General features: G+C 52.7%; 24 protein-coding genes. 13 read left to right on the forward strand and 11 right to left on the reverse strand.

Translation table 11 applies throughout. The features are described 5' to 3' along the window. Positions 1 to 2: 2 nt before the first annotated feature. Both QZJ86_RS17765 and QZJ86_RS17770 read right to left on the reverse strand, forming a co-directional pair. Positions 3 to 314 carry a c-type cytochrome gene (locus tag QZJ86_RS17765; protein ID WP_301671817.1) on the reverse strand — a complete coding sequence of 104 codons (312 nt, stop codon included), beginning with the start codon at positions 312 to 314 and terminating at the stop codon, positions 3 to 5. After that, positions 311 to 1,891, reverse strand: coding sequence for a nitrite reductase (locus QZJ86_RS17770; protein ID WP_301671818.1), 1,581 nt, complete (start codon positions 1,889 to 1,891; stop codon positions 311 to 313). Before QZJ86_RS17770 ends, QZJ86_RS17765 begins: the two co-directional genes overlap by 4 nt. Before the next feature lie 214 nt (positions 1,892 to 2,105). Here QZJ86_RS17770 and QZJ86_RS17775 point away from each other — a divergent pair, with 214 nt between their 5' ends. The 9 genes from QZJ86_RS17775 (at position 2,106) to QZJ86_RS17815 (ending at position 12,540) form a co-directional block, all read left to right on the forward strand. Continuing rightward, complete coding sequence (locus tag QZJ86_RS17775; RefSeq protein WP_407081624.1) at positions 2,106 to 2,669, forward strand: MarR family winged helix-turn-helix transcriptional regulator; 564 nt, start codon at positions 2,106 to 2,108, stop codon at positions 2,667 to 2,669. A gap of 84 nt (positions 2,670 to 2,753) precedes the next feature. Beyond that, the gene (pdxA, locus tag QZJ86_RS17780; RefSeq protein ID WP_301671820.1) at positions 2,754 to 3,731 is read left to right on the forward strand and encodes a 4-hydroxythreonine-4-phosphate dehydrogenase PdxA; all 978 of its coding nucleotides are present in this window, start codon (positions 2,754 to 2,756) and stop codon (positions 3,729 to 3,731) included. Positions 3,732 to 3,743: 12 nt separating this feature from the next. Next, on the forward strand, positions 3,744 to 4,535 hold the full coding sequence (gene rsmA, locus QZJ86_RS17785) for a 16S rRNA (adenine(1518)-N(6)/adenine(1519)-N(6))-dimethyltransferase RsmA (protein ID WP_301671821.1): 792 nt from the start codon (positions 3,744 to 3,746) through the stop codon (positions 4,533 to 4,535). 166 nt (positions 4,536 to 4,701) lie between these two features. Continuing rightward, complete coding sequence (gene adk / locus QZJ86_RS17790; RefSeq protein WP_301671822.1) at positions 4,702 to 5,340, forward strand: adenylate kinase; 639 nt, start codon at positions 4,702 to 4,704, stop codon at positions 5,338 to 5,340. A 33-nt stretch (positions 5,341 to 5,373) separates the two neighbouring features. Continuing rightward, a complete protein-coding gene (gene leuC / locus QZJ86_RS17795; protein ID WP_301671823.1) occupies positions 5,374 to 6,786 on the forward strand; it encodes a 3-isopropylmalate dehydratase large subunit in 1,413 nt (470 codons plus the stop codon). A 76-nt stretch (positions 6,787 to 6,862) separates the two neighbouring features. Then, positions 6,863 to 7,501, forward strand: coding sequence for a 3-isopropylmalate dehydratase small subunit (gene leuD / locus QZJ86_RS17800; protein WP_301671824.1), 639 nt, complete (start codon positions 6,863 to 6,865; stop codon positions 7,499 to 7,501). Positions 7,502 to 7,522: 21 nt separating this feature from the next. Next, entirely contained in the window at positions 7,523 to 8,602 is a 1,080-nt protein-coding gene (leuB, locus tag QZJ86_RS17805) for a 3-isopropylmalate dehydrogenase (RefSeq protein ID WP_301671825.1), read from the forward strand. 5 nt (positions 8,603 to 8,607) lie between these two features. Next, positions 8,608 to 9,630, forward strand: a complete 1,023-nt coding sequence (locus QZJ86_RS17810; protein ID WP_301671826.1) for an aspartate-semialdehyde dehydrogenase — start codon at positions 8,608 to 8,610, stop codon at positions 9,628 to 9,630. 69 nt (positions 9,631 to 9,699) lie between these two features. Further along, entirely contained in the window at positions 9,700 to 12,540 is a 2,841-nt protein-coding gene (locus QZJ86_RS17815; protein ID WP_301671827.1) for a FimV/HubP family polar landmark protein, read from the forward strand. A gap of 41 nt (positions 12,541 to 12,581) precedes the next feature. Here QZJ86_RS17815 and QZJ86_RS17820 read toward each other — a convergent pair whose 3' ends face one another. The 3 genes from QZJ86_RS17820 to groES all read right to left on the reverse strand — a co-directional run bounded on the left by QZJ86_RS17820 (position 12,582) and on the right by groES (position 15,504). Further along, positions 12,582 to 13,331 carry an Hpt domain-containing response regulator gene (locus QZJ86_RS17820; protein ID WP_301671828.1) on the reverse strand — a complete coding sequence of 250 codons (750 nt, stop codon included), beginning with the start codon at positions 13,329 to 13,331 and terminating at the stop codon, positions 12,582 to 12,584. A 189-nt stretch (positions 13,332 to 13,520) separates the two neighbouring features. Next, positions 13,521 to 15,161, reverse strand: coding sequence for a chaperonin GroEL (groL, locus tag QZJ86_RS17825; protein ID WP_301671829.1), 1,641 nt, complete (start codon positions 15,159 to 15,161; stop codon positions 13,521 to 13,523). Positions 15,162 to 15,216: 55 nt separating this feature from the next. Continuing rightward, positions 15,217 to 15,504 (reverse strand): co-chaperone GroES, encoded by a 288-nt coding sequence (groES, locus tag QZJ86_RS17830; protein WP_301671830.1) that lies wholly within the window; start codon positions 15,502 to 15,504, stop codon positions 15,217 to 15,219. A gap of 206 nt (positions 15,505 to 15,710) precedes the next feature. Here groES and QZJ86_RS17835 point away from each other — a divergent pair, with 206 nt between their 5' ends. Continuing rightward, entirely contained in the window at positions 15,711 to 16,463 is a 753-nt protein-coding gene (locus QZJ86_RS17835) for a HesA/MoeB/ThiF family protein (protein ID WP_301671831.1), read from the forward strand. Positions 16,464 to 16,518: 55 nt separating this feature from the next. Here QZJ86_RS17835 and QZJ86_RS17840 read toward each other — a convergent pair whose 3' ends face one another. Further along, entirely contained in the window at positions 16,519 to 16,725 is a 207-nt protein-coding gene (locus QZJ86_RS17840) for a hypothetical protein (RefSeq protein ID WP_301671833.1), read from the reverse strand. A gap of 185 nt (positions 16,726 to 16,910) precedes the next feature. On the opposite strand from QZJ86_RS17840, the gene QZJ86_RS17845 reads away from it, so the two are divergent. Beyond that, a complete protein-coding gene (locus QZJ86_RS17845) occupies positions 16,911 to 19,604 on the forward strand; it encodes a cation-transporting P-type ATPase (RefSeq protein WP_301671834.1) in 2,694 nt (897 codons plus the stop codon). On the opposite strand, the gene QZJ86_RS17850 is transcribed toward QZJ86_RS17845, so the two are convergent. Beyond that, positions 19,572 to 20,192: a TetR/AcrR family transcriptional regulator gene (locus QZJ86_RS17850; RefSeq protein ID WP_301671835.1), complete on the reverse strand. Its 621-nt coding sequence runs from the start codon at positions 20,190 to 20,192 to the stop codon at positions 19,572 to 19,574. The two genes, QZJ86_RS17845 and QZJ86_RS17850, sit on opposite strands and share 33 nt — an antisense overlap. Positions 20,193 to 20,288: 96 nt before the next feature. On the opposite strand from QZJ86_RS17850, the gene QZJ86_RS17855 reads away from it, so the two are divergent. After that, complete coding sequence (locus QZJ86_RS17855; protein WP_301671836.1) at positions 20,289 to 20,756, forward strand: nuclear transport factor 2 family protein; 468 nt, start codon at positions 20,289 to 20,291, stop codon at positions 20,754 to 20,756. A gap of 82 nt (positions 20,757 to 20,838) precedes the next feature. Here the strand turns inward: QZJ86_RS17855 and QZJ86_RS17860 are convergent, their stop codons facing one another. The 4 genes from QZJ86_RS17860 to QZJ86_RS17875 form a co-directional block, all read right to left on the reverse strand. Then, complete coding sequence (locus tag QZJ86_RS17860) at positions 20,839 to 22,068, reverse strand: pyrophosphate--fructose-6-phosphate 1-phosphotransferase (protein WP_301671837.1); 1,230 nt, start codon at positions 22,066 to 22,068, stop codon at positions 20,839 to 20,841. 69 nt (positions 22,069 to 22,137) lie between these two features. Beyond that, the gene (locus QZJ86_RS17865) at positions 22,138 to 22,512 is read right to left on the reverse strand and encodes a hypothetical protein (RefSeq protein ID WP_301671838.1); all 375 of its coding nucleotides are present in this window, start codon (positions 22,510 to 22,512) and stop codon (positions 22,138 to 22,140) included. A 98-nt stretch (positions 22,513 to 22,610) separates the two neighbouring features. Beyond that, positions 22,611 to 23,399, reverse strand: a complete 789-nt coding sequence (locus QZJ86_RS17870) for an alpha/beta fold hydrolase (protein WP_301671840.1) — start codon at positions 23,397 to 23,399, stop codon at positions 22,611 to 22,613. A 10-nt stretch (positions 23,400 to 23,409) separates the two neighbouring features. Continuing rightward, on the reverse strand, positions 23,410 to 24,132 hold the full coding sequence (locus tag QZJ86_RS17875; RefSeq protein ID WP_301671841.1) for a DUF445 domain-containing protein: 723 nt from the start codon (positions 24,130 to 24,132) through the stop codon (positions 23,410 to 23,412). 280 nt (positions 24,133 to 24,412) lie between these two features. Between QZJ86_RS17875 and QZJ86_RS17880 the strand changes: the two genes are divergently transcribed. Beyond that, positions 24,413 to 25,912 carry a B12-binding domain-containing radical SAM protein gene (locus QZJ86_RS17880; protein ID WP_301671842.1) on the forward strand — a complete coding sequence of 500 codons (1,500 nt, stop codon included), beginning with the start codon at positions 24,413 to 24,415 and terminating at the stop codon, positions 25,910 to 25,912. The last annotated feature ends 2 nt before the right edge of the window (positions 25,913 to 25,914 follow it).

The raw sequence follows: 25,914 nt of genomic DNA on the forward strand, positions 1-25,914 counted from the left end.
TATTAAGGTTTAACGCTGCCGTAATACGCGGCGATGTCGTTGATTTCGGCATCGGTCAGCGAACCGGCAATCGCGTTCATGATGTCGGATTTCCGAGTCTTGTCGCGGTACTGCTTGATCGCGGTTTTCAAATACTCGGGATCGCGGCCGCCCAAGGGGGGGAAAGGCGCATCGGCGCTGGGCATCCGGATACCGTGACATTGCGCGCATACCGCGCCTGCCTTGTATTGACCGACATACAGACTAGTCGCCTGAACGCTACCGGCGGTGAACAGCCCCGCCAACAGCGTCACGATAAAAGGAGTCATCTTCATTTTGATTGCTCCATTTCGTCAGGCGACAAGCCGCGAGTCATGTATTTGACCCGGCCGCGCGAGAAGATACCAGCGGGACTTTCCATCGGCACGGAAGCGACTTTTTGCAGGGTGTTGGAATCGTAAACCACCACTTCGTCGCCGTTATAGCCGGCGCTGATATACAGGAACTTGCCGTCGGCACTGTACTCGGGGAAGTAGGCATGACCGCCAACATCCAGGGTTCTCACCACTTCCAGGGTTTTCTTGTCGATCAATTGTACAGTGCGGGCGCGTCTGTCCTTGCTGATGATGTCAACCGCGACATAAGGCGCGTTGGCATGTGCGGCCGGCGATTCGGTGCCGCCGGAAACCGGTACTTGTTTGACGACTTCCATTTTATCCAGGTCCCAAACGCTGACCACGGTTTTGTCGCAATCGCCGAAGTTGGTGCCGAAGCCCAAGGTACGGCCGTCAACTTTCACTGCCGAACCGCCGCCAACGTGCGGCACACAGCCGGCTTCCAGTTTTTTGATGATTTCGCGTTTTTCCAGGTCGATGGCCGCGACGATGCTGTCGTCGTAAGAAGCAATCATCAATTTTTTGCCGCCATGGGTCAGGAAAGCGTCATGCAAATGCCGACCGACGTTCTCGATCCGGGTGACAGGGAAACCTTCTTTGTTCAGATCAATCACCCAAACCTGGCCGGCGTTTTCCAATGCGATTGCAAAGATGTCCGCATACGGCGTGCCAATGATCATGCCGGAGTCGGATGAAACATGTTTACCATCCGGATCGGTGCCTTCCAGTTCGAAGGTTTTCAACGGCTCCAGCGTGTCGGCATCCAGAATCACCGCGTTATGAGGCACGAAGGAACCGGCCATGATGTATTTGCCGTCACGGGACACACCCATGCCGGGGCCGTTCCAGCCGGTTTTGATGCTGCGCACCGCTTGCATGGAATACAAATCAACCTTGAAAATCTCGGCGGTGTCGGTTTTTACATAGGCCCAACGCGGATTGGCCGGGTTGAAATCGATGATGTGCGCCGCCGTGCCTGTCGGTACTTCGCCGACTTTTTGATGCGTGGTGCTGTTGATGAAGATGGCTTTAGAGCCTTCGCCACGGCCGTATTTGCCGCGTGCCGCCACGCCGATCAAATTTTCGAATTTGTCGTCGATTTGGAAGGTAGGCTTGCTGGGCAGCGTGCTTTCGTCTTTGACATAGACTTTCAACGACTTTTTCATGTCGTCGATAGTCCAGGCCGGATTGGGTTGTTTTGGCGTTTCTTGCAGATGTTTGATCACGCCGCGAATTTCGTCGTCGCTCAGCTTGCCGTAAAATGGAGGCATCAAGGTATCGAAGCTGCCGGCCATCACGATGGTGCGCAATGCGGTCGGGCTACGGCCTTTCAATGTAGCAGAGTTGAGCGCCGGCGCCAGATAACCGCCGTGATCGGAACCGTGGCAGCTGGCGCAATTGTCTTGATACAACTTATGGAAATCGTCGGATTTTGCCATTGCCACTCCGGATGACAACAGCATGGCGATAGAACTCGCCAGTAGGGATTTATTCAGCATTTTTATAGTATTTTTCATTTAAAATTCCTGCCACCCGCAAGTTAAAAAAAAGAGCCAACTTGGTGCATTAAACCATAAAAGACCGGGACGAACAGCCACCCGATTTAGCATGGTAAAATAACAGCTTGTTGACTCCAGGCCGATGTTATAAAGTAAAGTTTCGATTCGCTATCAATTTACTCCTTGAAACCTCGCCTTGTCAACCTTGTGGGTCACGAAGAGAATGCAATTTATGCAACAAACTGATATATATGAACTTATTGAGTGCATGACTACGCTAATCCGTTCGGAAGAACGGAAAAAATGCACCGAACTGGGTTTGCAACCGGTGCACTTTCAAGTGCTCAATTACTTATCGCGCTGTAACAAATATAGCAACACGCCGGCCGCGGTAGCCAATTATCTGGGTATGACCCGCGGCACGGTGTCGCAATCGCTGATTATTCTGGAGAAAAAGGGCTATATCGGCAAAACCCCGGATACCAACGACAAACGCGTCGTGCATTTGCAGTTGTTGCCGGATGGTGCGGCGATATTGCAGCAAGCTCGTCCGTCCGACCTATTCCATGGTGCCACCGCAATCCTGCGAAGCAGCGATTCTCCGCCATCCGATGCCAACGTGTTTCAGCAAGCGCTGACCGCGTTGCAAAAAGCCAACCAATCACAATCGTTCGGCGTCTGCAAAACCTGCCGTAATTTCAGCGAAAAGGACGGCGGATTTTTCTGCCAGCTCACCCAGGAAAAGCTCAGCAACGACGATAGCGAACAAATCTGTCAGGAACACAATCCTGTCTGACTTTCTCAACGCTATCGGCGCCACGCCGGCTACACGCGGCCGGATTAATGCTGTTTTGATTATGTTTTTGAGGGTCGATTAGCCATGTCCATACCAAGAATAGCATTAACACCAGGCGAACCCGCCGGCATCGGCCCGGACTTATGCGTGCAACTGGCGCAGCAGGAACATGCCTGCGAATTGATCGCCGTTGCCGATCCAGCCATGCTAAAGCAACGCGCCGAAACATTGGGTTTGCCGCTGGAAATTCGACCTTTCGACCTAAACCAACTCGCGAGAAAACATCAGGCCGGCACGATTACTATACTACCGATCAGCTTAAGCAGCACTGCTGCCTGCGGCCGACTTGACCCAGCCAACAGCCGCTATGTATTGGAAACTATCCGCCAAGCGACATTGGGCTGCATGAGCGGCACATTCGCAGCGATGGTTACCGGACCAGTACACAAAGGCGTCATCAACGATGCCGGCATGCCATTCAGCGGCCATACCGAATTTATCGCCGAGCTGACTGGCGGCACGCCGGTCATGATGCTGGCGACCCCGGGTTTACGCGTTGCCTTGGCCACGACGCATCTACCGTTATCCCAGGTCAGCGCCTCGATCACCTCGGATTCGCTGACGACAATCATCCGTTTACTGGACCGCGACCTAAAATTGCGCTTTGCGATAGACAAACCCAAAATACTGGTCTGCGGCCTAAATCCTCACGCTGGCGAAAGCGGCCATCTGGGGCGCGAAGAAATCGAGATCATCGTGCCGACCCTCGAACGCTTGCGCTGTGAAGGCATCAATCTCTACGGCCCGCTCCCCGCTGACACACTGTTCACACCCAAATACCTGGAAACCGCCGACGCCGTGTTAGCGATGTATCACGACCAAGGCCTGCCGGTATTGAAATACAAAGGCTTCGGCCAAGCCGTCAACATTACCCTCGGCCTGCCGATTATCCGCACTTCGGTAGACCACGGCACCGCGCTGGAACTGGCCGGCACCAGCAAAGCCAATCTCGGTAGTTTGCAGTTTGCGTTGCAGACTGCGCTGGATATGATTCCTCACTAAAAAAATTAATACATGACCCACACCGCCCGCAAACGCTTCGGCCAGAATTTTCTGCACGATCACAGCATCATATACAACATTCTGGCTCATGCCCATCCGGTGGCTGGCGAACATTGGGTAGAAATCGGCCCTGGTCTGGGCGCACTAACCCTGCCTCTGCTAGAGTCCGGCGCTAAACTCGATGTAGTCGAGCTGGATAGAGATTTGGTCAGTCGCCTGCAAAAACAGTTTGCCGACCGCAGCAACTTAACCGTGCATAGTGCCGATGCATTAAATTTCGATTTTGCCGCGCTGGCGCAAGCTGGCGAAAAGCTGCGCATCATCGGTAATTTGCCTTACAACATTTCCACGCCGCTGATGTTTCATCTGCTGGAAACCACCGATTGCGTCGAGGACATGCATTTCATGTTGCAAAAAGAAGTGGTGGACCGGATTTGCGCCGAACCGGGCAACAAGAAATATGGCCGACTCAGCGTGATGATGCAGTATTACTGCGAAACCGAATTACTGTTCGACGTGCCGCCGGAAAGTTTCGATCCCATCCCGCAAGTGATGTCGGCCATCGTCCGGCTGACCCCGCATGCACAGCCGCCGGTCAACATTCCGGACATGAAAAGCTTTAGTCAATTGGTTACCCAGGCTTTTTCGCAGCGCCGCAAGACCATCCGCAATTCACTGAAAAATTTCATAGCCGAGCAGCAGATCATCGACCTGGGAATCGACGCCAATCTGCGCGCCGAATCGGTCAGCTTGGCGGAGTTTGCGTTGATCAGCGCGCACATCCAAGCAAACATCGCCAGCTAGGCTTGCAACCGCCCAAGCCGCTGGCTCGACAAGATTTGGCGGCATTCGCATGGCAAGTGCGATAAAATGCCGGATTTTTCCGCCAGGCTCACGAACCGATGCGCTTGAGCCGGCTCTCTTTATATATTAAGGCAACCAGCCTGATTCATACTCTGGAGTGATTGATATGCGCATTATCCTGTTAGGCAGCCCCGGCTCGGGCAAAGGCACCCAAGCCCAGTTCATCACGGAAAAATTTGCGATTCCGCAAATTTCCACCGGTGACATGCTGCGCGCCGCCGTCCGCGAAGGCACCCCGCTGGGTATCGAAGCCAAGAAAGTCATGGATGCCGGCGGACTGGTGTCCGACGAGATCATTCTGGGACTGATTAAAGAACGTATCGCCCAGGACGATTGCAAAAATGGTTTCTTGCTGGACGGCTTCCCGCGCACTATCGCTCAGGCTGAAGGCCTGGCGAACATGGGCGTGGAACTGGACCATGTAATTGAAATCGCCGTGGACGACGAGGAAATCATCAAACGCATGAGCGGCAGACGCGTACACATGGTATCCGGCCGTACCTATCACGTGGTTTTTAATCCGCCTAAACAGGAAGGATTGGACGATGTTACCGGCGAGCCTTTGATCCAACGCGACGACGACCAGGAAGAAACGGTCCGTAAGCGCTTGAGCGTCTATCACGAACAAACCAAACCGCTGGTCGGCTTTTATGCCGCGCCCAATCAAAACGCTAAATTCGCTTCGATCGCCGGCGTTGGCTCGGTCAGCGACATTACCAACAAACTACTCGCCATTTTGGGCTGAGCATTATTGTTAACTTCTTTATCGGAAACTTAGATGGCTGGTAAAACCTTATACGACAAACTCTGGGACGACCACGTCGTCCACACCGAAGACGACGGCTCGTGCCTGATCTACATCGATCGGCAACTGCTGCACGAAGTGACGTCACCGCAAGCTTTCGACGGCTTGCGCCTGTCCGGCCGCCAACCTTGGCGCATCGCCAGAAACCTGGCAGTCGCGGACCACAACGTGCCGACCACCGATCGCGATAAAGGCATTGCCGATCCGGTCTCACGGTTGCAAGTCGAAACGCTGGAAAGCAACTGTAAAGAATTCGGCATTACCGAATTCGACATGGCCGACATTCGCCAAGGCATTGTGCATGTGATCGGCCCGGAACAGGGCGCCACCCTGCCCGGCATGACCATCGTCTGCGGCGACTCGCATACCTCCACTCATGGTGCTTCGGCGGCTCTGGCGTTTGGTATCGGCACCTCGGAAGTCGAACATGCGCTGGCGACCCAATGTCTGGTACAGAAAAAAGCCAAAAACATGCTGATCAAAGTCAACGGCAAAGCCGGTCCGGGCGTTACAGCTAAAGACATTGTGCTGGCGATCATCGGCCAAATCGGCACCGCCGGCGGCACCGGTTACACCATCGAATTCGGGGGCGATGCGATTTGGTCGCTGTCTATGGAAGGCCGGATGACGGTCTGCAACATGGCGATCGAAGCGGGCGCCCGTGCCGGCTTGATTGCGGTCGACGACATTACCATCGATTATTACCAAGGCCGCCCCTATGCACCCAAAGGCGACGACTGGAACATGGCGGTGCGCTATTGGCAAAATCTGCGCTCCGACAGCTACAGCGGCGATTTATTCGACCAAGTCATCCAGATAGATGCTGCCGGGATAAAACCGCAAGTCAGCTGGGGCACTTCACCGGAAATGGTGGTGGCAGTCGATGCCAACGTACCCGATCCTGCGCAGGAAGCAGACCCAACTAAACGCCAAGGCATCGAGCGGGCTTTGCAATACATGGGTTTGCAAGCCGGCCAGAAAATCACCGACATCAAGTTGGATAAAGTCTTTATCGGTTCTTGCACCAACTCGCGCATCGAAGACTTGCGCGCCGCAGCCGCCGTTATTAAAGGCCGTAAAAAAGCTGCCTCTGTAAAACAGGTGCTGATCGTGCCCGGCTCAGGCTTGATCAAGCAACAAGCTGAAGCGGAAGGCCTGGATAAAATCTTCACTGCCGCCGATTTCGAATGGCGCGATCCCGGTTGCTCGATGTGTCTGGCAATGAACGCCGACCGTTTGGAAGCCGGCGAGCATTGCGCTTCGACCTCGAATCGTAACTTTGAAGGCCGACAAGGCTACGGCGGCCGCACCCACTTGGTCAGCCCGGCCATGGCGGCCGCGGCAGCGATTGCCGGCCATTTTGTCAACATTGCTGAGGAGGCATAATCATGACAAAAATACAGGATAGGATTTTTGCATCGCCATCGGCGACCCGTCAGGGTGTCGCACACGGAGGTGAGGCATGAGGGCTTTTACTACTTTGACAGCACTGGTTGCGCCCTTGGACAGAGCCAATATCGATACCGATGCGATCATCCCCAAGCAGTTTTTAAAGTCCATCCGCCGCGCCGGCTTCGGCCCCTATCTGTTCGACGAGTGGCGTTATCTGGACAGAGGCGAACCGGAAATGGATTGCACCAACCGGCCGTTGAATAAAGACTTCGTGCTGAACCAGGCCAAATATCAAGGCGCACAAATCCTGCTGACCCGCGAAAACTTCGGCTGCGGCTCCTCGCGCGAGCATGCGCCTTGGGCATTGGAAGATTACGGGTTCAGGGCGATTATCGCGCCTAGCTTTGCCGACATTTTCTTTAACAACTGCTTCAAGAACGGCATCTTGCCCATTATTTTGCCAACTAACGACGTCAATAGCCTATTTAATGGATTAACAGAAGGGTATCAATTAACAATTGACCTTGAAGAGCAAACAATTAAGAAGCCCAGTGGTATTTTTATTAATTTCAAAATTGACCCAACACGCAAGCATCGGTTATTGAACGGTCTGGACGACATCGCCTTGACGCTGCAACACGCCGACAAAATTAAAACCTATGAAGCCGAGCGCGCCAAACGCGCCCCGTGGTTGTTCAAAGACGCGTAAGCTCCATTGAAAGGTAAAAAAATGCCCAAAAAAATTGCAGTTCTGGCCGGAGATGGCATCGGACCGGAAATTGTTGCCGAAGCGATCAAGGTTCTGAGCTTCCTGAATACCGACATGGATCTGGGCCTGGTATTCGAAAACGCCCTGATCGGTGGCGCGGCTTACGACGCTTTCGGCACGCCGCTGCCGCAAACAACACTGAATCTGTGCAAAAACGCCGACGCAGTGTTGCTGGGCGCGGTCGGCGGCCCGAAATGGGAACCGCTGGCCCATGCGATACGTCCAGAGCGCGGTTTATTGGGCATTCGTTCCGAACTGAATCTGTTCTCCAATCTGCGTCCGGCGATTTTATATCCGCAACTGGTCGATGCCTCGACCTTGAAACCGGAAGTGGTGTCGGGTCTGGACCTGATGATCGTCCGCGAACTGACCGGCGGCATTTATTTCGGCCAGCCACGCGGTGTGCACGTTGCCGAAAACGGCGAGAAAGTGGGTATCAACACCAAGATTTACAGCGAGTCTGAAATTCGCCGCATCGGTCATTCCGCTTTCAAGATCGCGCAAAAACGTCATAAAAAGCTGTGTTCGGTGGATAAAGCCAACGTGCTGGAAGTGACCGAGTTGTGGCGTAGCGTGATGACCGAAGTGGGTAAAGAGTATCCGGACGTGCAACTCACGCATATGTATGTCGACAACGCCGCGATGCAACTGGTGCGGGCACCAAAACAATTCGATGTGATCGTCACCAGCAATATGTTCGGCGATATTTTGTCCGACATCGCGGCGATGCTGACCGGCTCGATCGGCATGTTGCCGTCGGCTTCATTAGACGCCAACGCCAAGGGTATGTACGAACCGATTCACGGTTCGGCACCGGACATTGCCGGGCAAGGCATTGCCAATCCATTGGCGACGATTTTGTCGGTCGCGATGATGCTGCGTTACACCTTTAATCAAGCTGACGCCGCCGAGCGCATAGAGCGCGCGGTGAATACCGCACTGGACAGCAAAGTCAGAACCGCGGACATTTACTCGGAAGGCATGATCAAAGTCAGTACTTCCGGCATGGGCGATGCCGTACTCAACGCCTTAAAAGGATAATCAATATGTCGAAAACTTATGATGTAGCAGTAGTCGGCGCCACCGGTGCGGTAGGCGAAACCATGATCGAAATCCTGGAGCAGCGCAATTTTCCGGTCGGCAAAGTCTATGCACTGGCCAGCGAGCGCTCGGCCGGCAAACGTATCCCATTTAAAGGTGGTTCGCTGGTGGTGGAAGATCTGGCAAACTTCGATTTTTCGAAAGTGCAGATCGGCCTGTTTTCACCAGGTGCTTCGGTGTCGGCTGAATACGCGCCCAAAGCCGCCGCGGCCGGTTGCGTCGTGATCGACAACACCTCGCAGTTTCGTTACGACGACGACATTCCGCTGGTGGTACCGGAAGTCAATCCGGAAAAAGTCGCCGAATACAAAAATCGCGGCATCATCGCCAATCCCAATTGTTCGACCATTCAAATGTTGGTGGCACTGAAGCCCATTTACGACGCCGTCGGTATCAGCCGCATCAATGTCGCTACCTACCAGGCCGTTTCCGGCACCGGCAAGGAAGCGATCGAAGAGTTGGCGACACAAACCGCCAATCTACTCAACGCCAAACCGATTGCGCCTAGCGTATATCCGAAACAAATTGCTTTCAACGTGTTGCCGCAAATCGATGTATTCATGGACAACGGTTACACTAAGGAAGAAATGAAAATGGTCTGGGAAACGCGAAAAATTCTTGGCGACGCCGATATTCAAGTTAATCCGACCGCAGTGCGGGTACCGGTATTTTTCGGGCACTCGGAAGCAGTGCATATTGAAACCAAGCAGAAAATTTCCGCCGAACGTGTCCGCGAACTGTTAGCCGCGGCGCCTGGAATTACGTTACTTGATGCGCGTACAGACGGCGGCTATCCAACAGCTGTGACTGAATCATCTGGCAACGACGATGTGTTTGTTGGCCGAATCCGTGAGGATATTTCCCATCCAACCGGCATCGACCTATGGGTAGTCAGCGATAATGTCAGAAAAGGTGCAGCGCTTAACAGTGTGCAAATAGCCGAAGTGCTGGTAAAAAACTACATCTAGTCTACGCTTAGGTCTGTGTTTTATAGTGGGTCAGTAAGTGCCGAGGTATTACAAGTGAAGGAAAGCAATGTGAGCAATTTAACTAAAGCTTTAGCGGTTGTATCGCTATTGACGCCAGTCAGTGCCCAACCGTTAGGTATTGGCGAAATTGAGTTGCATTCCACTCTGAATCAAAACCTCAATGCCGAAATCAGACTGAGCGTTGCGGCCGGCGAAAATCCGGCCGATGTCTCCGTAAAACTGGCGCCACCGGAAAAATTCGATCAAGCCGGCGTTGTTTGGAATTACTTCCTATCCAAAATCAAGCTTGAGCCAGTCATCCAAGCAAACGGTTCCATTATCGTCAAAGTATCCTCGCGCGAAGCCTTGACCGAACCTTTTCTGGATTTTCTATTGGAAGTCAGTTGGCCACAAGGCAGTATGGTGCGCGAGTTCACGTTATTGATCGATCCGCCAACCGCATACAACCAACCGATCATTCCCGTCACCGAAACGAGTCGCTACAGTGCCGAACCCATAGAACAACTAGAGCGCCCCGTCAGGAAATCTCGACCGGTGCCAAAACGGGCTGTCCGCGCCGCACCTGCAGACGGCATCACCCCACAAACACCGACTAGCGGTGAATTTGGTCCCGTCCAAAAATCCGATACGCTATGGGGCATCGCCACTCAGTTGGGACAAGAAAAAAACATTCCAACCCAACGCATGATCAATGCGCTATACAAAGCCAATCCAGGCGCATTTAGTAACGGCAACATGAACGCCTTGAAAGAGGGCGTTACATTAAAGATTCCCGAATCGGATGCAATTCTGCATCCATCATCAAAACAAGCGCGCAACGAACAGAAAGTCGAGCGCAAACCGGCTAAACCGGAGACAAGCCAAACCGAAGCGACCAGCAAACCGTTGGAACTAGTGGCGCCCACCGAATCGAAAATCGCCGCCAATGCCGTTATTACCGGCCAAACCAAATCCGAACCAGCTACTGCGCCAACGACGGGCGCCGCTGCCGATGGCACTGCCAATCAGGCTGGCGACGGCAAGGATTTGGAAATGCAAGCCCGCATCGAAAAACTCGAGCAGCAGTTAGGCATGATGCAGCAATTGCTGGCCTTGAAAGATCAACAGCTAGCCTCGCTGCAAGGCAAACAAGCTCAAACAACCGCACCGACCGAACCAAACCAACTGGCGCCACAAGCGCCAGTTGTCGCTGAACAACCAGCGCCACCACCGGCTACCACGGCCCAGCCACCGGCTAGCGAAGCCGTTGTCACGCCACTGCCCGCACCCACGCCTCAACCAGCGCCGCAGCCCGCACCTACGCCCAGGGTTGCGCCTACACCAGCACCGGTCGTAGCCCAAGATGAAGGACTATTTTCATCCGACTCGTATTACCTAATAAGCGGTGGTCTGGGTGCCGGCATACTGGGTGTATTGGGTTGGTTGTTATGGCGTAAGCGCAAAATCGACGAGCGCACCAATACCGAAAGCATGTTCGCATCAGCCAGCCAAATTCGCCTGCCAGACTCGGAAAGCAGCTTGTCTGTGCCGATCATGGACATCAATAATCCGGACGAATACGATGTTGGCACCGTTGGCGAAAGCTCGTTCATCAGCGATTTCACGCCCAGCGATTTCGATGCGTTCGATACCGATCAAAACGAAGTCGATCCCATCTCGGAAGCCGACGTTTATCTGGCTTATGGCCGCTACCAACAAGCAGAAGAGTTGATCCGCCATGCAATAGCCGAACAGCCAAATCGCGACGAATGCAAACTAAAATTACTGGAGATTTTCTACGCCAGCGAAAACAAAGATGGCTTCTCCAGCTATGCGCAAGAATTAGCCGATGCCGGCAAACAGACCGACAAGCCGTTCTGGAAGAAAATTACGGATATGGCCAAGGAGATCATTCCGGACTCGCCACTATTCGGTGGTGGTTCGGCAACGCCTGTACACACCGGTAAAGTCGATACCGCAACCAGCTCAGTTTTGGCGGCAACTGCCGCCCCCAAGACAGCCGAACTGGAAGACGACGATTTTGCCCGGTTGGATGACGACCTTTTCGATCTGAATTTGGACATGGCCCAGGATTCCGCACTCGACGACGGCGGATTGGATTTCGATTTAGGAGACTTCGGCGGTAGTTCCAAACAGCAAGAACAAACCAAGCAAGCCGAAACAAAGTTGGAAAGTATCGATTTCAACCAGCAAATTTCGTTTGAAGAACCCATCGAACTCAGTGGCGTCGCTCCCAGCTCGGCTGATACTCCTGATTCGGCTATCGAGTCCTTCGACTTCAACTTTGACATTGATACCACCAGCTCGGTCTCGGAAGATCAAACTCAAACCGATATTCCATCGCAACCGGAGTTAGAAACGTTTGATTTTTCCGATTTCGACAGCATCAAAGCGGAACCTGCTCCAGATAGCGAAAAACCCGTTACAGCTGGAATAAATGCCCCGGCCGACATCGAAAGCTTCGATTTTAACTTCGATACCGAAGCCACCGCACCAACATTAGCTAAAGAACAGCAAAACGACTCGGCGCTTAATCTTGAATCTGAATTGAAACTTGAGACCTTCGATTTTTCCGATTTCGATAGCCTTACCTCAAATACGACTAAAACCACCGATAAATCTCTCTCAGCGGGTGAAGCGAATGACGAATTCAATTTCAATTTCGACTTCGACACACCGGTAATCAGCGCTAGTAGCGAGAATACTCTTGACTTGGGTGTTTCCGATCTGACCGATATGGACGAGTTCGAAACCAAAATCGACCTAGCAAAAGCTTATATCGACATGGGCGATACCGAAGCCGCGAGATCGATTGCTGAAGACGTACTCGCCAAAGGCTCTAAACAGCAGCAACAAGCCGCACAGGCATTGCTGGACGAACTGAAATAATCAACGATCAAGGAAAGAGCCCGGCACTTACCGGGCTTTATCTAGTCACTACCGCCCTCATTCGACATCACGTTCCGTAAAATAACGCCCTGATTGTCCAGCAACCAATCCAGTTTGACCTTTAATAAGCTAAATTGCTGGTTCGCTTGTGCCTCCTCATTGTGCAACAGCGCTTGTTCCAAACTTTCAACAACCCCCAAGCAATCGGCAAAATCGTAGAAACAGAAGGTGCCATGCAATTTGTGAACAAGCTCCCAAGCTTGCTGAATCGCCATATTTTGTAAGGACCGCTCGATGTCAAGCATATGCGTGGGCAACTCCGCAAATAGCTTGCTCAATAATGTTTGGCTGAGCTGACTATTATCCTGCGTTTTGCGCAATATCTGCACGGCGTAGTAATTGGCGTTATTATCGTCACCTTGCCGCCAACGTGTCACTATCTGCTGTAACTGGTTTAACCGGATCGGCTTAACTAAATACTCGTTGAATCCGGCATCCACCGCTTGCTGTCGTTGCTGGCTTTGGGCGTGGGCCGTTACCGCAATGACCGGCGTTTGCCGATTGAGACCGTCCGTAGTTCGCAATTTTTCGACCACCTCGAAGCCGTTTAAAAACGGCATGTTCACATCCAAAAATACCAGAGCATAGCTATATTGCTGTAACAGTTGCCAGGCCTCCCTGCCGTCTTGTGCCAAAGTAATATCCATCGCCCAATGCTCCAATTGTTCTCGCAACAACCAAAGATTGATTTCATTATCATCGGCAATCAGAATCGCAAAATCGTTTGTCATGTTTTAAATTTCCGCCCATTTAAGTGGCAGTTACCCGGCGAATGTTTGTTATCGAATAATTTCCGCAAGGCTTAATCTACTGTAATTTAGCTAACGCCGAAACACTTTCCGATTTGTAGAATCCCGGCAATAAAAAAACCCCGGCACCTTGCGGTAGCCGGGGCTTTCAGGCCGAGAGCCGAACGGCGATTACATCATGCCGCCCATGCCGCCCATGCCGCCCATGTCAGGCATCGCAGGGGCTTTGTTGTCGGCTGGCGCGTCGGCGATCATCACTTCGGTAGTGATCATCAGGCCGGCAACCGATGCCGCGTTTTGCAGCGCCGAACGGGTTACTTTGGCAGGATCCAGAATACCCATCGCAATCATGTCGCCGTATTCGCCGGTTGCCGCGTTGTAACCAAAGTTACCGGTGCCTTTTTTGACCTCGTTCAGGACCACGGAAGCTTCGTCGCCTGCGTTGGCAACGATTTGACGCAAAGGCTCTTCCATTGCACGGCGCAGGATGCTGATACCCACGTCTTGGTCGTGGTTGATGCCTTTCAAGCCTTCCAGAGCAGACAGCGCACGGATCAGCGCGGTACCGCCACCGGCCACAACGCCTTCTTCAACCGCGGCGCGAGTCGAATGCAGAGCGTCTTCTACGCGTGCTTTCTTCTCTTTCATTTCCACTTCGGTCGCAGCCCCAACTTTGATGACCGCTACACCGCCAGCCAGTTTGGCCAGACGTTCCTGCAGTTTTTCGCGGTCGTAATCGGAGGTTGCTTCGTCGGCTTGAGCACGGATTTGCGCGACACGACCCTTGATTTGGCCTTCGTCGCCAGCACCGTCGATGATAGTGGTGTTTTCTTTGTTGATTTGGACGCGTTTTGCGGTACCCAACTGGCTGATGTCGGCTTTTTCCAGAGACAGCCCCACTTCTTCAGCGATAACCACACCACCGGTCAGGACCGCGATGTCTTCCAGCATGGCTTTACGACGATCGCCGAAACCAGGCGCTTTGACAGCCGCGACTTTAACGATCCCGCGCATATTGTTGACGACCAGAGTCGCCAATGCTTCGCCTTCAACGTCTTCAGCGATAATCAGCAAAGAGCGGCCTGATTTAGCCACGCCTTCCAGAATCGGCAACATTTCACGGATGTTGGAGATTTTTTTGTCATAGAGCAGAACGAACGGATCGTCCAACTCTACACTCATGTTTTCTTGTTTATTGATGAAGTAAGGTGACAAATAGCCACGGTCGAATTGCATGCCTTCAACCACGTCCAGTTCGTTGTTCAGGCCAGTGCCTTCTTCAACGGTAATAACGCCTTCCTTACCGACTTTTTCCATCGCTTCGGCGATAATCGCGCCAACGGATTCGTCTGAGTTGGCAGAGATGGTGCCGACTTGCGCAATTGCATGAGTGTCAGTGCAAGGTGTCGAAGCTTTTTCGATAGCGGCAACTGCTGAGGAAACAGCCAGATCGATGCCGCGTTTCAGGTCCATCGGGTTCATGCCCGCCGCGACTGATTTCAAGCCTTCGTTAACGATGGCTTGTGCCAGTACGGTCGCAGTGGTGGTACCGTCGCCAGCCACGTCGGAAGTTTTTGACGCGACTTCTTTGACCATTTGCGCACCCATGTTTTCGAATTTGTCTTTCAATTCGATTTCTTTGGCAACCGATACACCGTCTTTGGTGATGGTTGGCGCGCCGAAGCTTTTGTCCAGCACGGCGTTACGGCCTTTAGGGCCCAAGGTGACTTTCACTGCGTTAGCCAGAATGTTGACACCCGCCACCATTAATGCACGAGCGTCGCCGCCGAATTTTACGTCTTTTGCTGCCATTTCTTATTCCTGAGATTAGTTTAAGTTGAAAAAGATTGAATTGGATTAGATTGGATTAACCCAAAATGCCCATGATGTCTTCTTCGCGCATGACGATATATTGCTCGCCATCGACTTTAACTTCGGTGCCTGAATATTTGCCGAACAAAACTCTGTCGCCGACTTTGACTTCCAGGGCACGTACTTGGCCGTTGTCTAACGGTTTACCTGAACCTACCGCTAAAACTTCGCCTTCGCTAGGTTTTTCCGCAGCTGAACCGGGCAATACGATGCCGCCTGCGGTTTTGGTTTCTTCCTCAACACGTTTAACGACGATACGGTCATGTAACGGACGAATTTTCATCAATGTCTCCTCAATGTAGATAAAGTTAAAGGTTAAAACTTAATAAAGCTGTTTAAAAAACGACTACGTCCTTGCAGAAGAAGCGAGCTTTTAAACGGCCTCAAGTTTATTAGCACTCTCTAGCAACGAGTGCTAATAATATCCAGCTTTTGCACTCTGTCAAGCTCTTTGGCATCATCTGCGCCTTAGCGAACCCAACCCAAACTATGAACGATCACCAATTACTCCGTTACAGCCGCCAAATCATGCTGCCGCAAATCGATATTGCCGGTCAGCAAAAATTGCTCGATGCCAAAGTATTGATTGTCGGCGTCGGCGGTCTCGGGTCACCAGCCTCGATGTATCTGGCTGCGGCCGGCGTCGGTCAAATGACTATTTACGACGACGACCAGGTCGATCTAACCAACTTGCAACGCCAGATTGCTCACAACACTTGCGATATAGGGCTGGATAAAGTTATTTCAACCCAACAGACCCTGGAAAAAATCAATCCGGAAATCAACATAATTGCCCATAAGCAACGCTTATCCGGTCAAAAACTGCTTGAAGAAGTGATGAAAGCCGACGTGGTACTGGATTGCAGCGATAATTTCGCTACCCGTTTTGCCGTCAACCAAGCTTGCGTTGCCCGGCAAACCCCGCTAGTTTCCGGCGCGGCAATCCGCTTCGAAGGCCAGGTCAGTGTATTCACCCCAGGCCGTAATAACAGTCCCTGTTACAATTGCCTCTATCAAAGTGACGGCGAGGAATTGCAAAATTGCGCCCGTAACGGCGTCATTGCGCCGATTACCGGTATCGTCGGCAGCATTCAAGCCTTGGAAACGATAAAATTGATTACAGACGCGGGCAAAACGCTAACAGGCCGTTTGCTGCTTTTAGATGGGCTTAGCATGGAATGGCACAGCATGCGCTTGAATAAAAACCCAAGTTGCCCGACGTGCGGCGACTGCCAAAGGTAATATCCTCATGAAAAAGCCGGATAAATCCGGCTTTTTATTACTGATCGGCAAATCTTTAACTTTTGCCGATTTTACCTTTAACGAGATTGATCACCTTGCCGACCGACGTTAGCAACGCCGATTCGCTATCACCGTGTGGCTCGGTATCGCCAAACGGCTCACCGCTCTTCATCGTATACATATAAATGAAATACCCCAGCGGTGCAAAAGCAAAAATGGCAATAATCAGCATCAACAACACTAATTCAACAACTCCACCCATAATTACCTCCAACTATTTGTTTTTATTTTAATTTAGAATAAGGCCTGAGGCCTCGGGTACTGACTATAACCCCATACCTTATAGGGAACAAGCATAAAATCATGCCTGTCAACCCGTAGCATTAACGTTGGCGAACTTGCTAGCATTTAATGGACCCAAACTGTTTTATGCACCGATCTACGAATATGGACAACAAACAGCAAACCGACTGGCACAGCCAAGCCCCGGAAACAGTATTAGAACGATTGAACGTTAAGCTCGGGCTAGGTTTAAATTCTGACGAAGCCCGGCAGCGCATGGCCACAGCCGGCCGTAATCGCTTAACCGCGCCGCGCGGAAAAGGTCCGTTACTGTTATTGCTAGCGCAATTTAATCAGCCGCTGATTTACATCTTGCTGCTATCAGCGGCCACCACTGCATTTTTAGAAGAATGGACCGACAGCAGCGTCATCTTTGGCGTGGTGATCATCAATGCGGCAATCGGCTTTATTCAGGAAGCCAACGCGCTGAAAGCCATCAATGCCCTGGCACAAACCCTCAATATCAGCACCAACGTCCTGCGCGACGGCCAACGTCGTAGCCTTGCCGCCGAAGAACTCGTACCCGGAGACCTGGTTTTTCTACAATCCGGCGACAAGGTACCGGCCGATCTCAGATTACTACAATGCCGAGAACTGAAAATCGACGAATCCGCGCTGACTGGCGAATCGGTGCCAGCGGAAAAACAGGCGCAAACCCTGCCCCTATCAACCTTGCTGGCCGACCGCTGCAATATGGCTTATTCGTCAACGCTGGTCAGCTATGGCAGCGCGCTGGCGGTGGTAGTCACAACCGGCGATCACACCGAAATTGGCCGCATTAATCGCTTAATTGCCAGTGCCGAACCGTTAGAAACGCCGCTAACGAGAAAAATGAGCCAGTTCAGCCAATTGCTGCTGTGGGTCATCATTGGCTTTGCCTTGCTGACTTTTGCGGTCGGCGTCTGGCGAGGCGAAACCATGCTGGATATGTTCATGGCCTCGGTGGCCTTGGCAGTCGGGGCGATTCCGGAAGGTCTGCCGGCGGCATTAACCATTACGCTGGCTATCGGCGTATCGCGGATGGCTAAACGCAACGCCATCATCCGCAAACTGCCAGCCGTGGAAACCTTGGGCAGCACCACGGTCATCTGTTCCGACAAAACCGGTACGCTGACTCAAAATCAGATGACAGTACAATTCGTCTATGCCGGCGGCGAAGATTTCGAGGTAAGCGGCAGCGGCTACACGCCAGATGGCGATTTTCGCAGTAATCATCGATCGCTAAACCCCGAACAAAAGCCGGCGCTGCTGGAATGTCTAAAAGCCGGCCTGCTTTGTAACGACGCCAGATTAATCGCCGATGTCGACAACTGGCGTATCGAAGGCGACCCGACCGAAGCTGCCCTGCTGGTTGCCGCCCACAAAGCGGGTCTGCATCACGCCAGTGTCAGCGACGATCATCCCCGATTGGACGCGATTCCCTTCGAATCCGAATATCAATTCATGGCAACCCTGCACCACAATCTGACTGAGGATGCCCGGCATATTTATTTGAAAGGTTCCTTGGAAAGTCTACTGGAGCGCTGCGACAATGCCTTCTCCGCAGACATGCAAGCCGTACCTCTTGATAAAAATCGGCTGCTCCAACAAGCCGAAGCGTTTGCCGGCCAAGGTCTCCGGGTATTGGCTTTCGCCCGTACCGAACATGACGACGACGCCATCGAGCATCACGAAGTGCGTAGCGGCCTGACCTTCCTGGGTTTGCAAGCCATGATGGATCCGCCGCGCCCCGAGGCTGCCAAAGCGATTGCGGCCTGTTACCGGGCCGGCATCGCCGTGAAGATGATCACCGGCGACCACCCTGTCACCGCGCTGGCCATCGCTAAACAACTGAGCATGCGCCATACAGAACGAGTCGTCAGCGGCGCCGAATTGCAAGCCATGGAAGAAGCGGACTATCGGGAATTGGTGCAAAACTGTGACGTATACGCCCGCATCGCGCCGGAACAAAAACTGCAATTGGTGCGAGCCCTGCAAGCCAACGGCCATGTGGTGGCAATGACCGGTGATGGCGTCAACGACGCCCCCGCACTTCGGCAAGCCGACATCGGCATCGCGATGGGGATGGGTGGCACCGAAGTGGCCAAGGAAGCCGCAGCGATGGTGCTTACCGACGATCATTTCGCCACCATCGAAGCCGCCGTGGAAGAAGGCCGGGGGGTGTTCGACAATCTGGTGAAATTTATCGCCTGGACCTTGCCCACCAATCTTGGCGAGGGTCTGTTGATCACGGCCGCTGTATTTGCCAATGTCGCACTGCCGATCACCCCCTTGCAAATCCTGTGGATCAACATGACCACTGCGGTCTTATTAGGCCTGATGTTGGCTTTCGAGCCCAAGGAACCGGGCTTGATGCGCCGCAAACCCCGCAGTCCGAAGCAGCCGATCTTGACCAAACATCTGATGTTTCGCATTTGCCTGGTCGGTTTCCTGCTCTTGACGGGGGCCTTTGGCTTGTTCGAATGGGAGTTGTCTCATAACGAACCACTGGCGGTAGCGAGGACCGTGTCCGTCAACGTGTTCGTATTCGGCGAATTGTTTTACCTGTTCAACTGCCGCTCCTTGCAGTACTCGATGTTTCACGTCGGCTTATTTTCCAATCCGTGGCTGATTTTCGGCGTGATATTGATGACGCTGCTGCAACTGCTGTTTACCTACTGGCCGCCGATGCAAGCCTTGTTCGGTAGTGCGGCGATCGGCTGTGACGAATGGCTATTGATTCTGGCGGTGAGCGTAGTGATTTATGCGACCATCGGCCTGGAAAAGCTACTCGTCCGACTTTGGAGTCGGCGCCGGTAAGCCCGACGCCGCATCCAGTGCCTTCAACAACGTTTCCAGGCCTTGCAGGGATTGTTCGGCCGCCGTGCCTTGCGATTCCAGTTGCGCCTTAACAATTGCGCCATCAATCGCCATCGCCGCCGCATTAGCTAATTGCCAACGCGCCAGGCCGTCCGGCAATAACTCGGCAATCGCCCGCGCCATGTCCTGCTTGTGGCTACGGCAAATCGCCACCACATCCGGCAAAGCCCCGCCCAATTCCGCGACAGTATTGATAAAGGCACAGCCGCGATAAATCGGGTTGCAAAACCATTCTGCCATCGTCGCCACCAGCGGCAACAAACCGCCACCCGCACGACCGCCGTGACGTTGTAGCGAATCGGTGAACCAAGACATCCAGCGTTGGTGTCGATAATCCAGAAAAGCCCGGATCAAATCGTTTTTGCTGGGGAAATGCCGATAAAAAGTGACCTTGGTGACACCGGCTTCGGCAATCACCTTATCGATACCGGTAGCTCGGATCCCGTCCCGATAAAACAGGTCATGAGCGGTCAGCAGAATTCTCTCCCGGGCCGGGAGATCAAGGGTTGCAGGAGAAGTAGAAATCATCAATCCATTGTAGACAAGTCTGTCCACTATTGCTACCATCGCCACCAGTAGACAAATCTGTCTACATCCTTATCAACATCAACCCGGAACGCCACTATGGAAACCAAGCCCCCACTACCGCCCTTTACCGCCGACACTGCCGCATTAAAAGTGCGCATGGCCGAAGATGCCTGGAACAGCCGAGATCCGGACCGCGTGGTACAGGTGTATACCGAACATAGCCAATGGCGCAACCGCGCCGAATTTCCGGCCGGTCGCGAACAAATCCGCGAATTCTTGCAGCGCAAGTGGGCCAAGGAACTGGATTATCGGCTGATCAAGGAATTATGGACTTTTACCGATAACCGCATCGCCGTGCGCTTTGCCTACGAGTGGCATGACGATGCCGGCAACTGGTTTCGCAGTTACGGCAACGAAAATTGGGAATTTAACGAATTTGGACTGATGCAACGCCGCTTTGCCAGCATTAACGATTTGCCGATCAAGGAAAGCGAGCGCTCATTTCATTGGCCTTTGGGCCGACGACCGGACGAGCATCCGGGTTTGAGCGAATTGGGACTGTAATGCTGGAACTGTTTGGGCGATCTCAACCACCCAAACAAAAAGGGGCGGATAAATCCGCCCCTAGCGTCAAGCTTGCTACTAATTAGTGGCTGACTTCGACTTTGCCGCCTTTTTTCTGGCCGATTTCGGACAGTGTTTTAGTGAACCAGTCAGTGTCGATATTGAACGGTTTGCCGCCTTTGATGCGTGGGAATTCGATCGCGCGCAACACGTTGCCTTGGTCTTCGTCGTGACCGATCAGACCGGATTCGCGGCGCAATGCACACTCGACCGCCAAGTCGGCGCAGGATTTGATCAAACGCATGTCGTCGATGTTGGCTGCTGAAGCACGGGCGAAATAGCCGGATTTTTGCACCAGCGTTTTTTCCGCACCTATCATTTGCGCGAATTGTTCGCCGAACCATTTGCCGGGATTGACCGCATCCAGCTTGATATGGCCGAACGCGTCGCGCGGCACTTCCTGGCCCTTGGCTTGCAGTTCTTCGACAATGGCTTCCACGCCGGCGCCTTCGGAAACGAAGATGTTGACGCAATCGACTTTATCCATCACCGCGCGCAAACGAGCTGCTTCGGCTTCCAGATCGATCGCCATTTCGGGTACGAATACCGCATGCACGTCATAAGACTCACGGCTCAGACCCAGTTCAGGCAACCACTCGGCTTTATCCAGCAGTTTGCGGTATTCCTGCGCGGTCGCGGCAGTTAGCCAGCCGCAGTTACGACCCATCACTTCGTGGACGATCAGCATGCGCGGGTTGGAATTGTTTTCCGCAACCACGTTCAAGAAGTATTTGGCACCTTGTTCTGCGGCAGTCCAGGCACCCAGCGATTGTTTGATCGGGAATACATCGTTATCGACGGTTTTCGGTAAGCCGATCACGGTCAGGCCGTAGTTGTTTTTCGCCAGGAAGGCTGCCAAATCGGCCGCTGCGGTGTTGGTATCGTCGCCGCCGATGGTATGCAGAATGTCGACGCCGTCTTTAATCAATTGGTCAGCCGCGACTTTTTGCGGGTCTTCGCCTTCTTTGACCAGGCCGCGTTTCACGCAGTCTTTAACATTGGTCAGTTTGACGCGGCTGTTGCCGATCACGGAACCGCCGAAGCGTTGCAGCAAACCGGCTTTTTGACGCACTTCGGCGGTCACGGCATAGGAGTCGCCAAGCAGCAGACCTTTGTAGCCGCCGCGATAACAAATAATTTCGATGCTAGGATCAATTTCTGTGTAGCGTTCAATCAGGCTGCCGATTGCGGAGTTCAGGCAAGGCGCCAAACCGCCGGCCGTGAGGATTGCGACTTTTTTGGGTTTGTTCATGAGCATTTCGAATATAAAGTTAATAAAAAGTGACGGCTCAGTGTGCTAACCATCAGCTATCGCCGCGTTTCAACGCCGGCGTTGCGGGCCTCTCGACCAACGCCCCGGCCAAAACGGTGCAAGCCGCGCGATTCTAACACAAGCTTTTCTTTTATCAGGCACTGATCGATGGTCGCTTACCTCGCCCAGCCTTGGCGGCTGAGCGACAAACATCACGGACAGCCAATCCAGCGCGGCATTCGCCTGGATAAAAGCCGAATAAGTGACCGGTTCAGCCCCGGTCGTGGTAATGCTGATTTTAGTATGGCTGTCGCGATTGCTCAGCGATAGGCACAAGTAATCGCTAAGCCCTGTTTCCGGCTCGGCAAGTAATAAGTCGCCCAAGGACAGAGCCAATCGAGCTCGTCGAGGACCTTGGGTTTGTCGGGGTAATTTGTCTGTCATGGTACTGCTGCTCCGCGCAAATCTAGCTGTATTGCGGGAACAAGCTTATCGTTACGGCGATTATTAGCTAGTGTACCAAGGTTCTAAACCTGCCTATATCAAACAGTTAACGACGCTCCGCCGCCAATCCAGTCGTTGACCAAGCGGCAAAATGCGTCTGGCGCTTCCACGTACAACCAGTGACTGGTATCCGGAATTTCCACGATCCGCGCTTGCGGAAACACCGTATAAATCGCTTCTTCGTCCAGATATTTGGAATTGCCGCCGCCGATGAACAAGGCCGGCTTGGCGAAGCGGGCTTCGCCGGTATCGGGAAACCCAACGATGTGATGGGCATTTTTTTGAATGATGTCCAAATTGATCCGCCAATAATAAGTGCCATCCTTCAACAACAGGTTTTGCAACAAAAACTGCCGATAAGCCAGGTCCGGTATCGATTCAGCCAACGCCTCCTCTGCCTGCTTGCGGTTGCCGATGCTATCCACCGGCAGACTGCTCAGCGCCGCAACCAGATCGTCGAAACTATGCTGATAACTGACCGGCGCGATGTCGGCGACAATCAAATTAGCAACTCGCTCAGGATATTGCAGCGCAAACCACATCGCCGCCTTACCGCCCATGCTGTGACCCAACAAATGCGCGGAGGCAATCCGGTGATTTTCCAAAAACGCCCACAAATCGGCGGCCATACTCGGATAATCCAGCACTTCGGCGTGCGGCGAATTGCCGTGATTGCGCATATCCAGCACATAGACATGATGGTGCTCGGCCAACTGTTTAGCCACGCTCCGCCAATTCCGCGAAGCGGCTAAAAAACCATGCACGATCAGCAGAGGCGTGTCGCCTGGTTCGCCGAAACTCTCATAGGCCAGTTCGATGCTGCTCATTGGCGCTCCATCAAGCAAACCCAAACATCGCGCCCAGTATTCCACCGAACACGCCGCCCCAAACCACCAGCCAGCCAAGATGCTGTTTGATGATAGCCTGCACCATTTCCTTGACCATTTGCGGCGTCAGTTCGCTCAGGCGTCTATCGATCACCATTTCAATTTTGCCGGTCAAGTCCTCGCCGATCTTGTGCGCATTCAAACCTTGTTGCAAAGCATGCTTGAATCGCTCCGATTCCACCATCTCCAACAAGGTGTGCTGCATTTTCTCGGTGAATGGTTGTTTCAACGGCAGCAAGGCTTCCTCGCCACCCATCATCAGCAACATACCGCCAAACGACGAGGCCATGATAGACGCCACCAGACCTTCGTAGACCTTGTCGTAATCGACCGCATTCAACAAGGGTTGCAGATTCAGCACCCTACCGCCTTGCTGCTCTTCCCTTTCGATGAATTGCTCGATATTTTCCACGGTAAAAAACTGCTGCATCATCAAGGCTTTGATCGAGGCTTTAAACTCTTCGAAGCGAGCCGGAATAATCCCGGAACCATACAGAAACGGCACTTTCTCGAACAACATATGGATCGCCAGCCAATTGGTAATCGCCCCGGAAAAAGCAAAAAAGCCGATGGCTTTCAGCGTTTCGGCATAGATCGGACTGAGATAGCCGGCGGCGATGATCAGCAAAGAGATGAAATTGGTTAAAAAGCTTTGGTTCAGTAATTTCTTCATTCGTTATTTGGTTGGTTCGGCTTAGTTTTGAAAAACAATTGTCTGTAGACACTATTTTACCCGTAACGCCTTAGTCGGGTATGCGCCTGCGACAACACCAGCCATGATTGCCGCTACCGAACCGCTTTTCAAGGCCTAAAATCGATAATCTATCGACTCGGCCAACATCGCCACCACCACGGTCAATCAGCCATTAGGATAAGCCGCCACATTCCGCCCCGAATAAAATCGGTGTTATGCTGAGCTCATTCTACTCAAGCCCCAACTCTATCCCACCGGCATGGCCAGTATCGTTATCACCACGCTCAACGCCCGTTATATTCACAGCGCTTTTGGCTTGCGTTATCTGTATGCCAATATGGGCAATCTGCAAGCCGATACGGAATTGCTAGAATTCGGCATCCAACAACGGCCGATCGAGATAGTCGAGAAACTGTTGCAACAGCAAGCCCGGATTATCGGCTTTGGCGTTTATATCTGGAATGTTGCCGAGATTACCGCCATCGTTTCTATCCTGAAACAAGTCGCGCCGGAAATCGTTTTGGTGTTAGGCGGACCGGAAGTCAGCCACCCGCCGGATTTACCGGCTGTCGCCGACCTCGCGGACTTCATCATTACTGGCAACGGCGAAATAAGCTTTCCTGGTTTATGCAAACAATTGCTGGCCGGCGTCAAACCGGAACAAAAAATCGTGACGGGTGAAACCGCGCCGTTGGCGACCTTGGCATCCCCCTATCCGCACTACACCGACACCGATATTCGCCAGCGGATTATCTATGTCGAAGCGTCGCGCGGCTGTCCGTTTAAATGCGAATTTTGCCTGTCGTCGCTGGATACCACCGCCAAGCCGTTTGCATTGGACACATTTTTGCGGGAAATGGAGACCCTTTACCAACGCGGTGCGCGGCACTTCAAATTCATCGACCGCACCTTTAATCTTAAAGTCGATAGCAGCGTGGCAATTTTGGAGTTTTTCCTGGCGCACCTAAGCGACGATTTATATCTGCATTTTGAGGTGATTCCAGACAATCTTCCCGAGCGTCTGAAACAGGCGATCAAGCAATTCCCGCCCGGCGTACTGCAATTTGAAGTCGGCGTGCAAACGTTCGATCCGGCCATTCAACAATTAATCAACCGTAAGCAAGACAACCAAAAAACCCAAGCCAATTTAAGCTGGCTACGCCAACATTCAAATGCTCATATCCATGCCGACCTAATTGCCGGCCTGCCTGGCGATACATTAGGTGGTTTCGGCGCCAGCTTCGATCAACTGATCGCATTAAATCCGCAGGAAATTCAAGTCGGCATATTGAAACGCCTGCGCGGCGCGCCTATCAATCGCCATAATCAAGACTACCAATTACGTTACGACCCCAACCCGCCGTATACGATTCTCCATACCCGCGATCTAGGTTTTGCCGACCTGCAACGCATCAACCGCTTTGCTCGATTTTGGGACTTAATCGGTAACTCCGGACGTTTTGCCGCAACGCTACCGCTTATTCTTGCCGACCGGCCATTTGCGCGCTTCATGCAATTCAGCGACGCGTTATATGCATTAACCGACAGCACCTGGCAAATCGCTTTAAAGCGCTTGTTCGAATTGACTTACACTGCGATGATCGAGACATTAGGGGTGCCTAGTGCGGATACCTTGGTAAACCTAGCTACGGATTACCAGCGTAGCGGCGAAAAAAGCCCGCCCAAGTTTTTACAAACCACCGGGACGGTCGAAACAAAACGCGGTGTAGCTAATAAGAGGCAAAAGCAATATCTATAACC

The sequence above is a fragment of the Methylomonas montana genome, assembly GCF_030490285.1.
Classification (GTDB): Bacteria; Pseudomonadota; Gammaproteobacteria; order Methylococcales; family Methylomonadaceae; genus Methylomonas; species Methylomonas montana.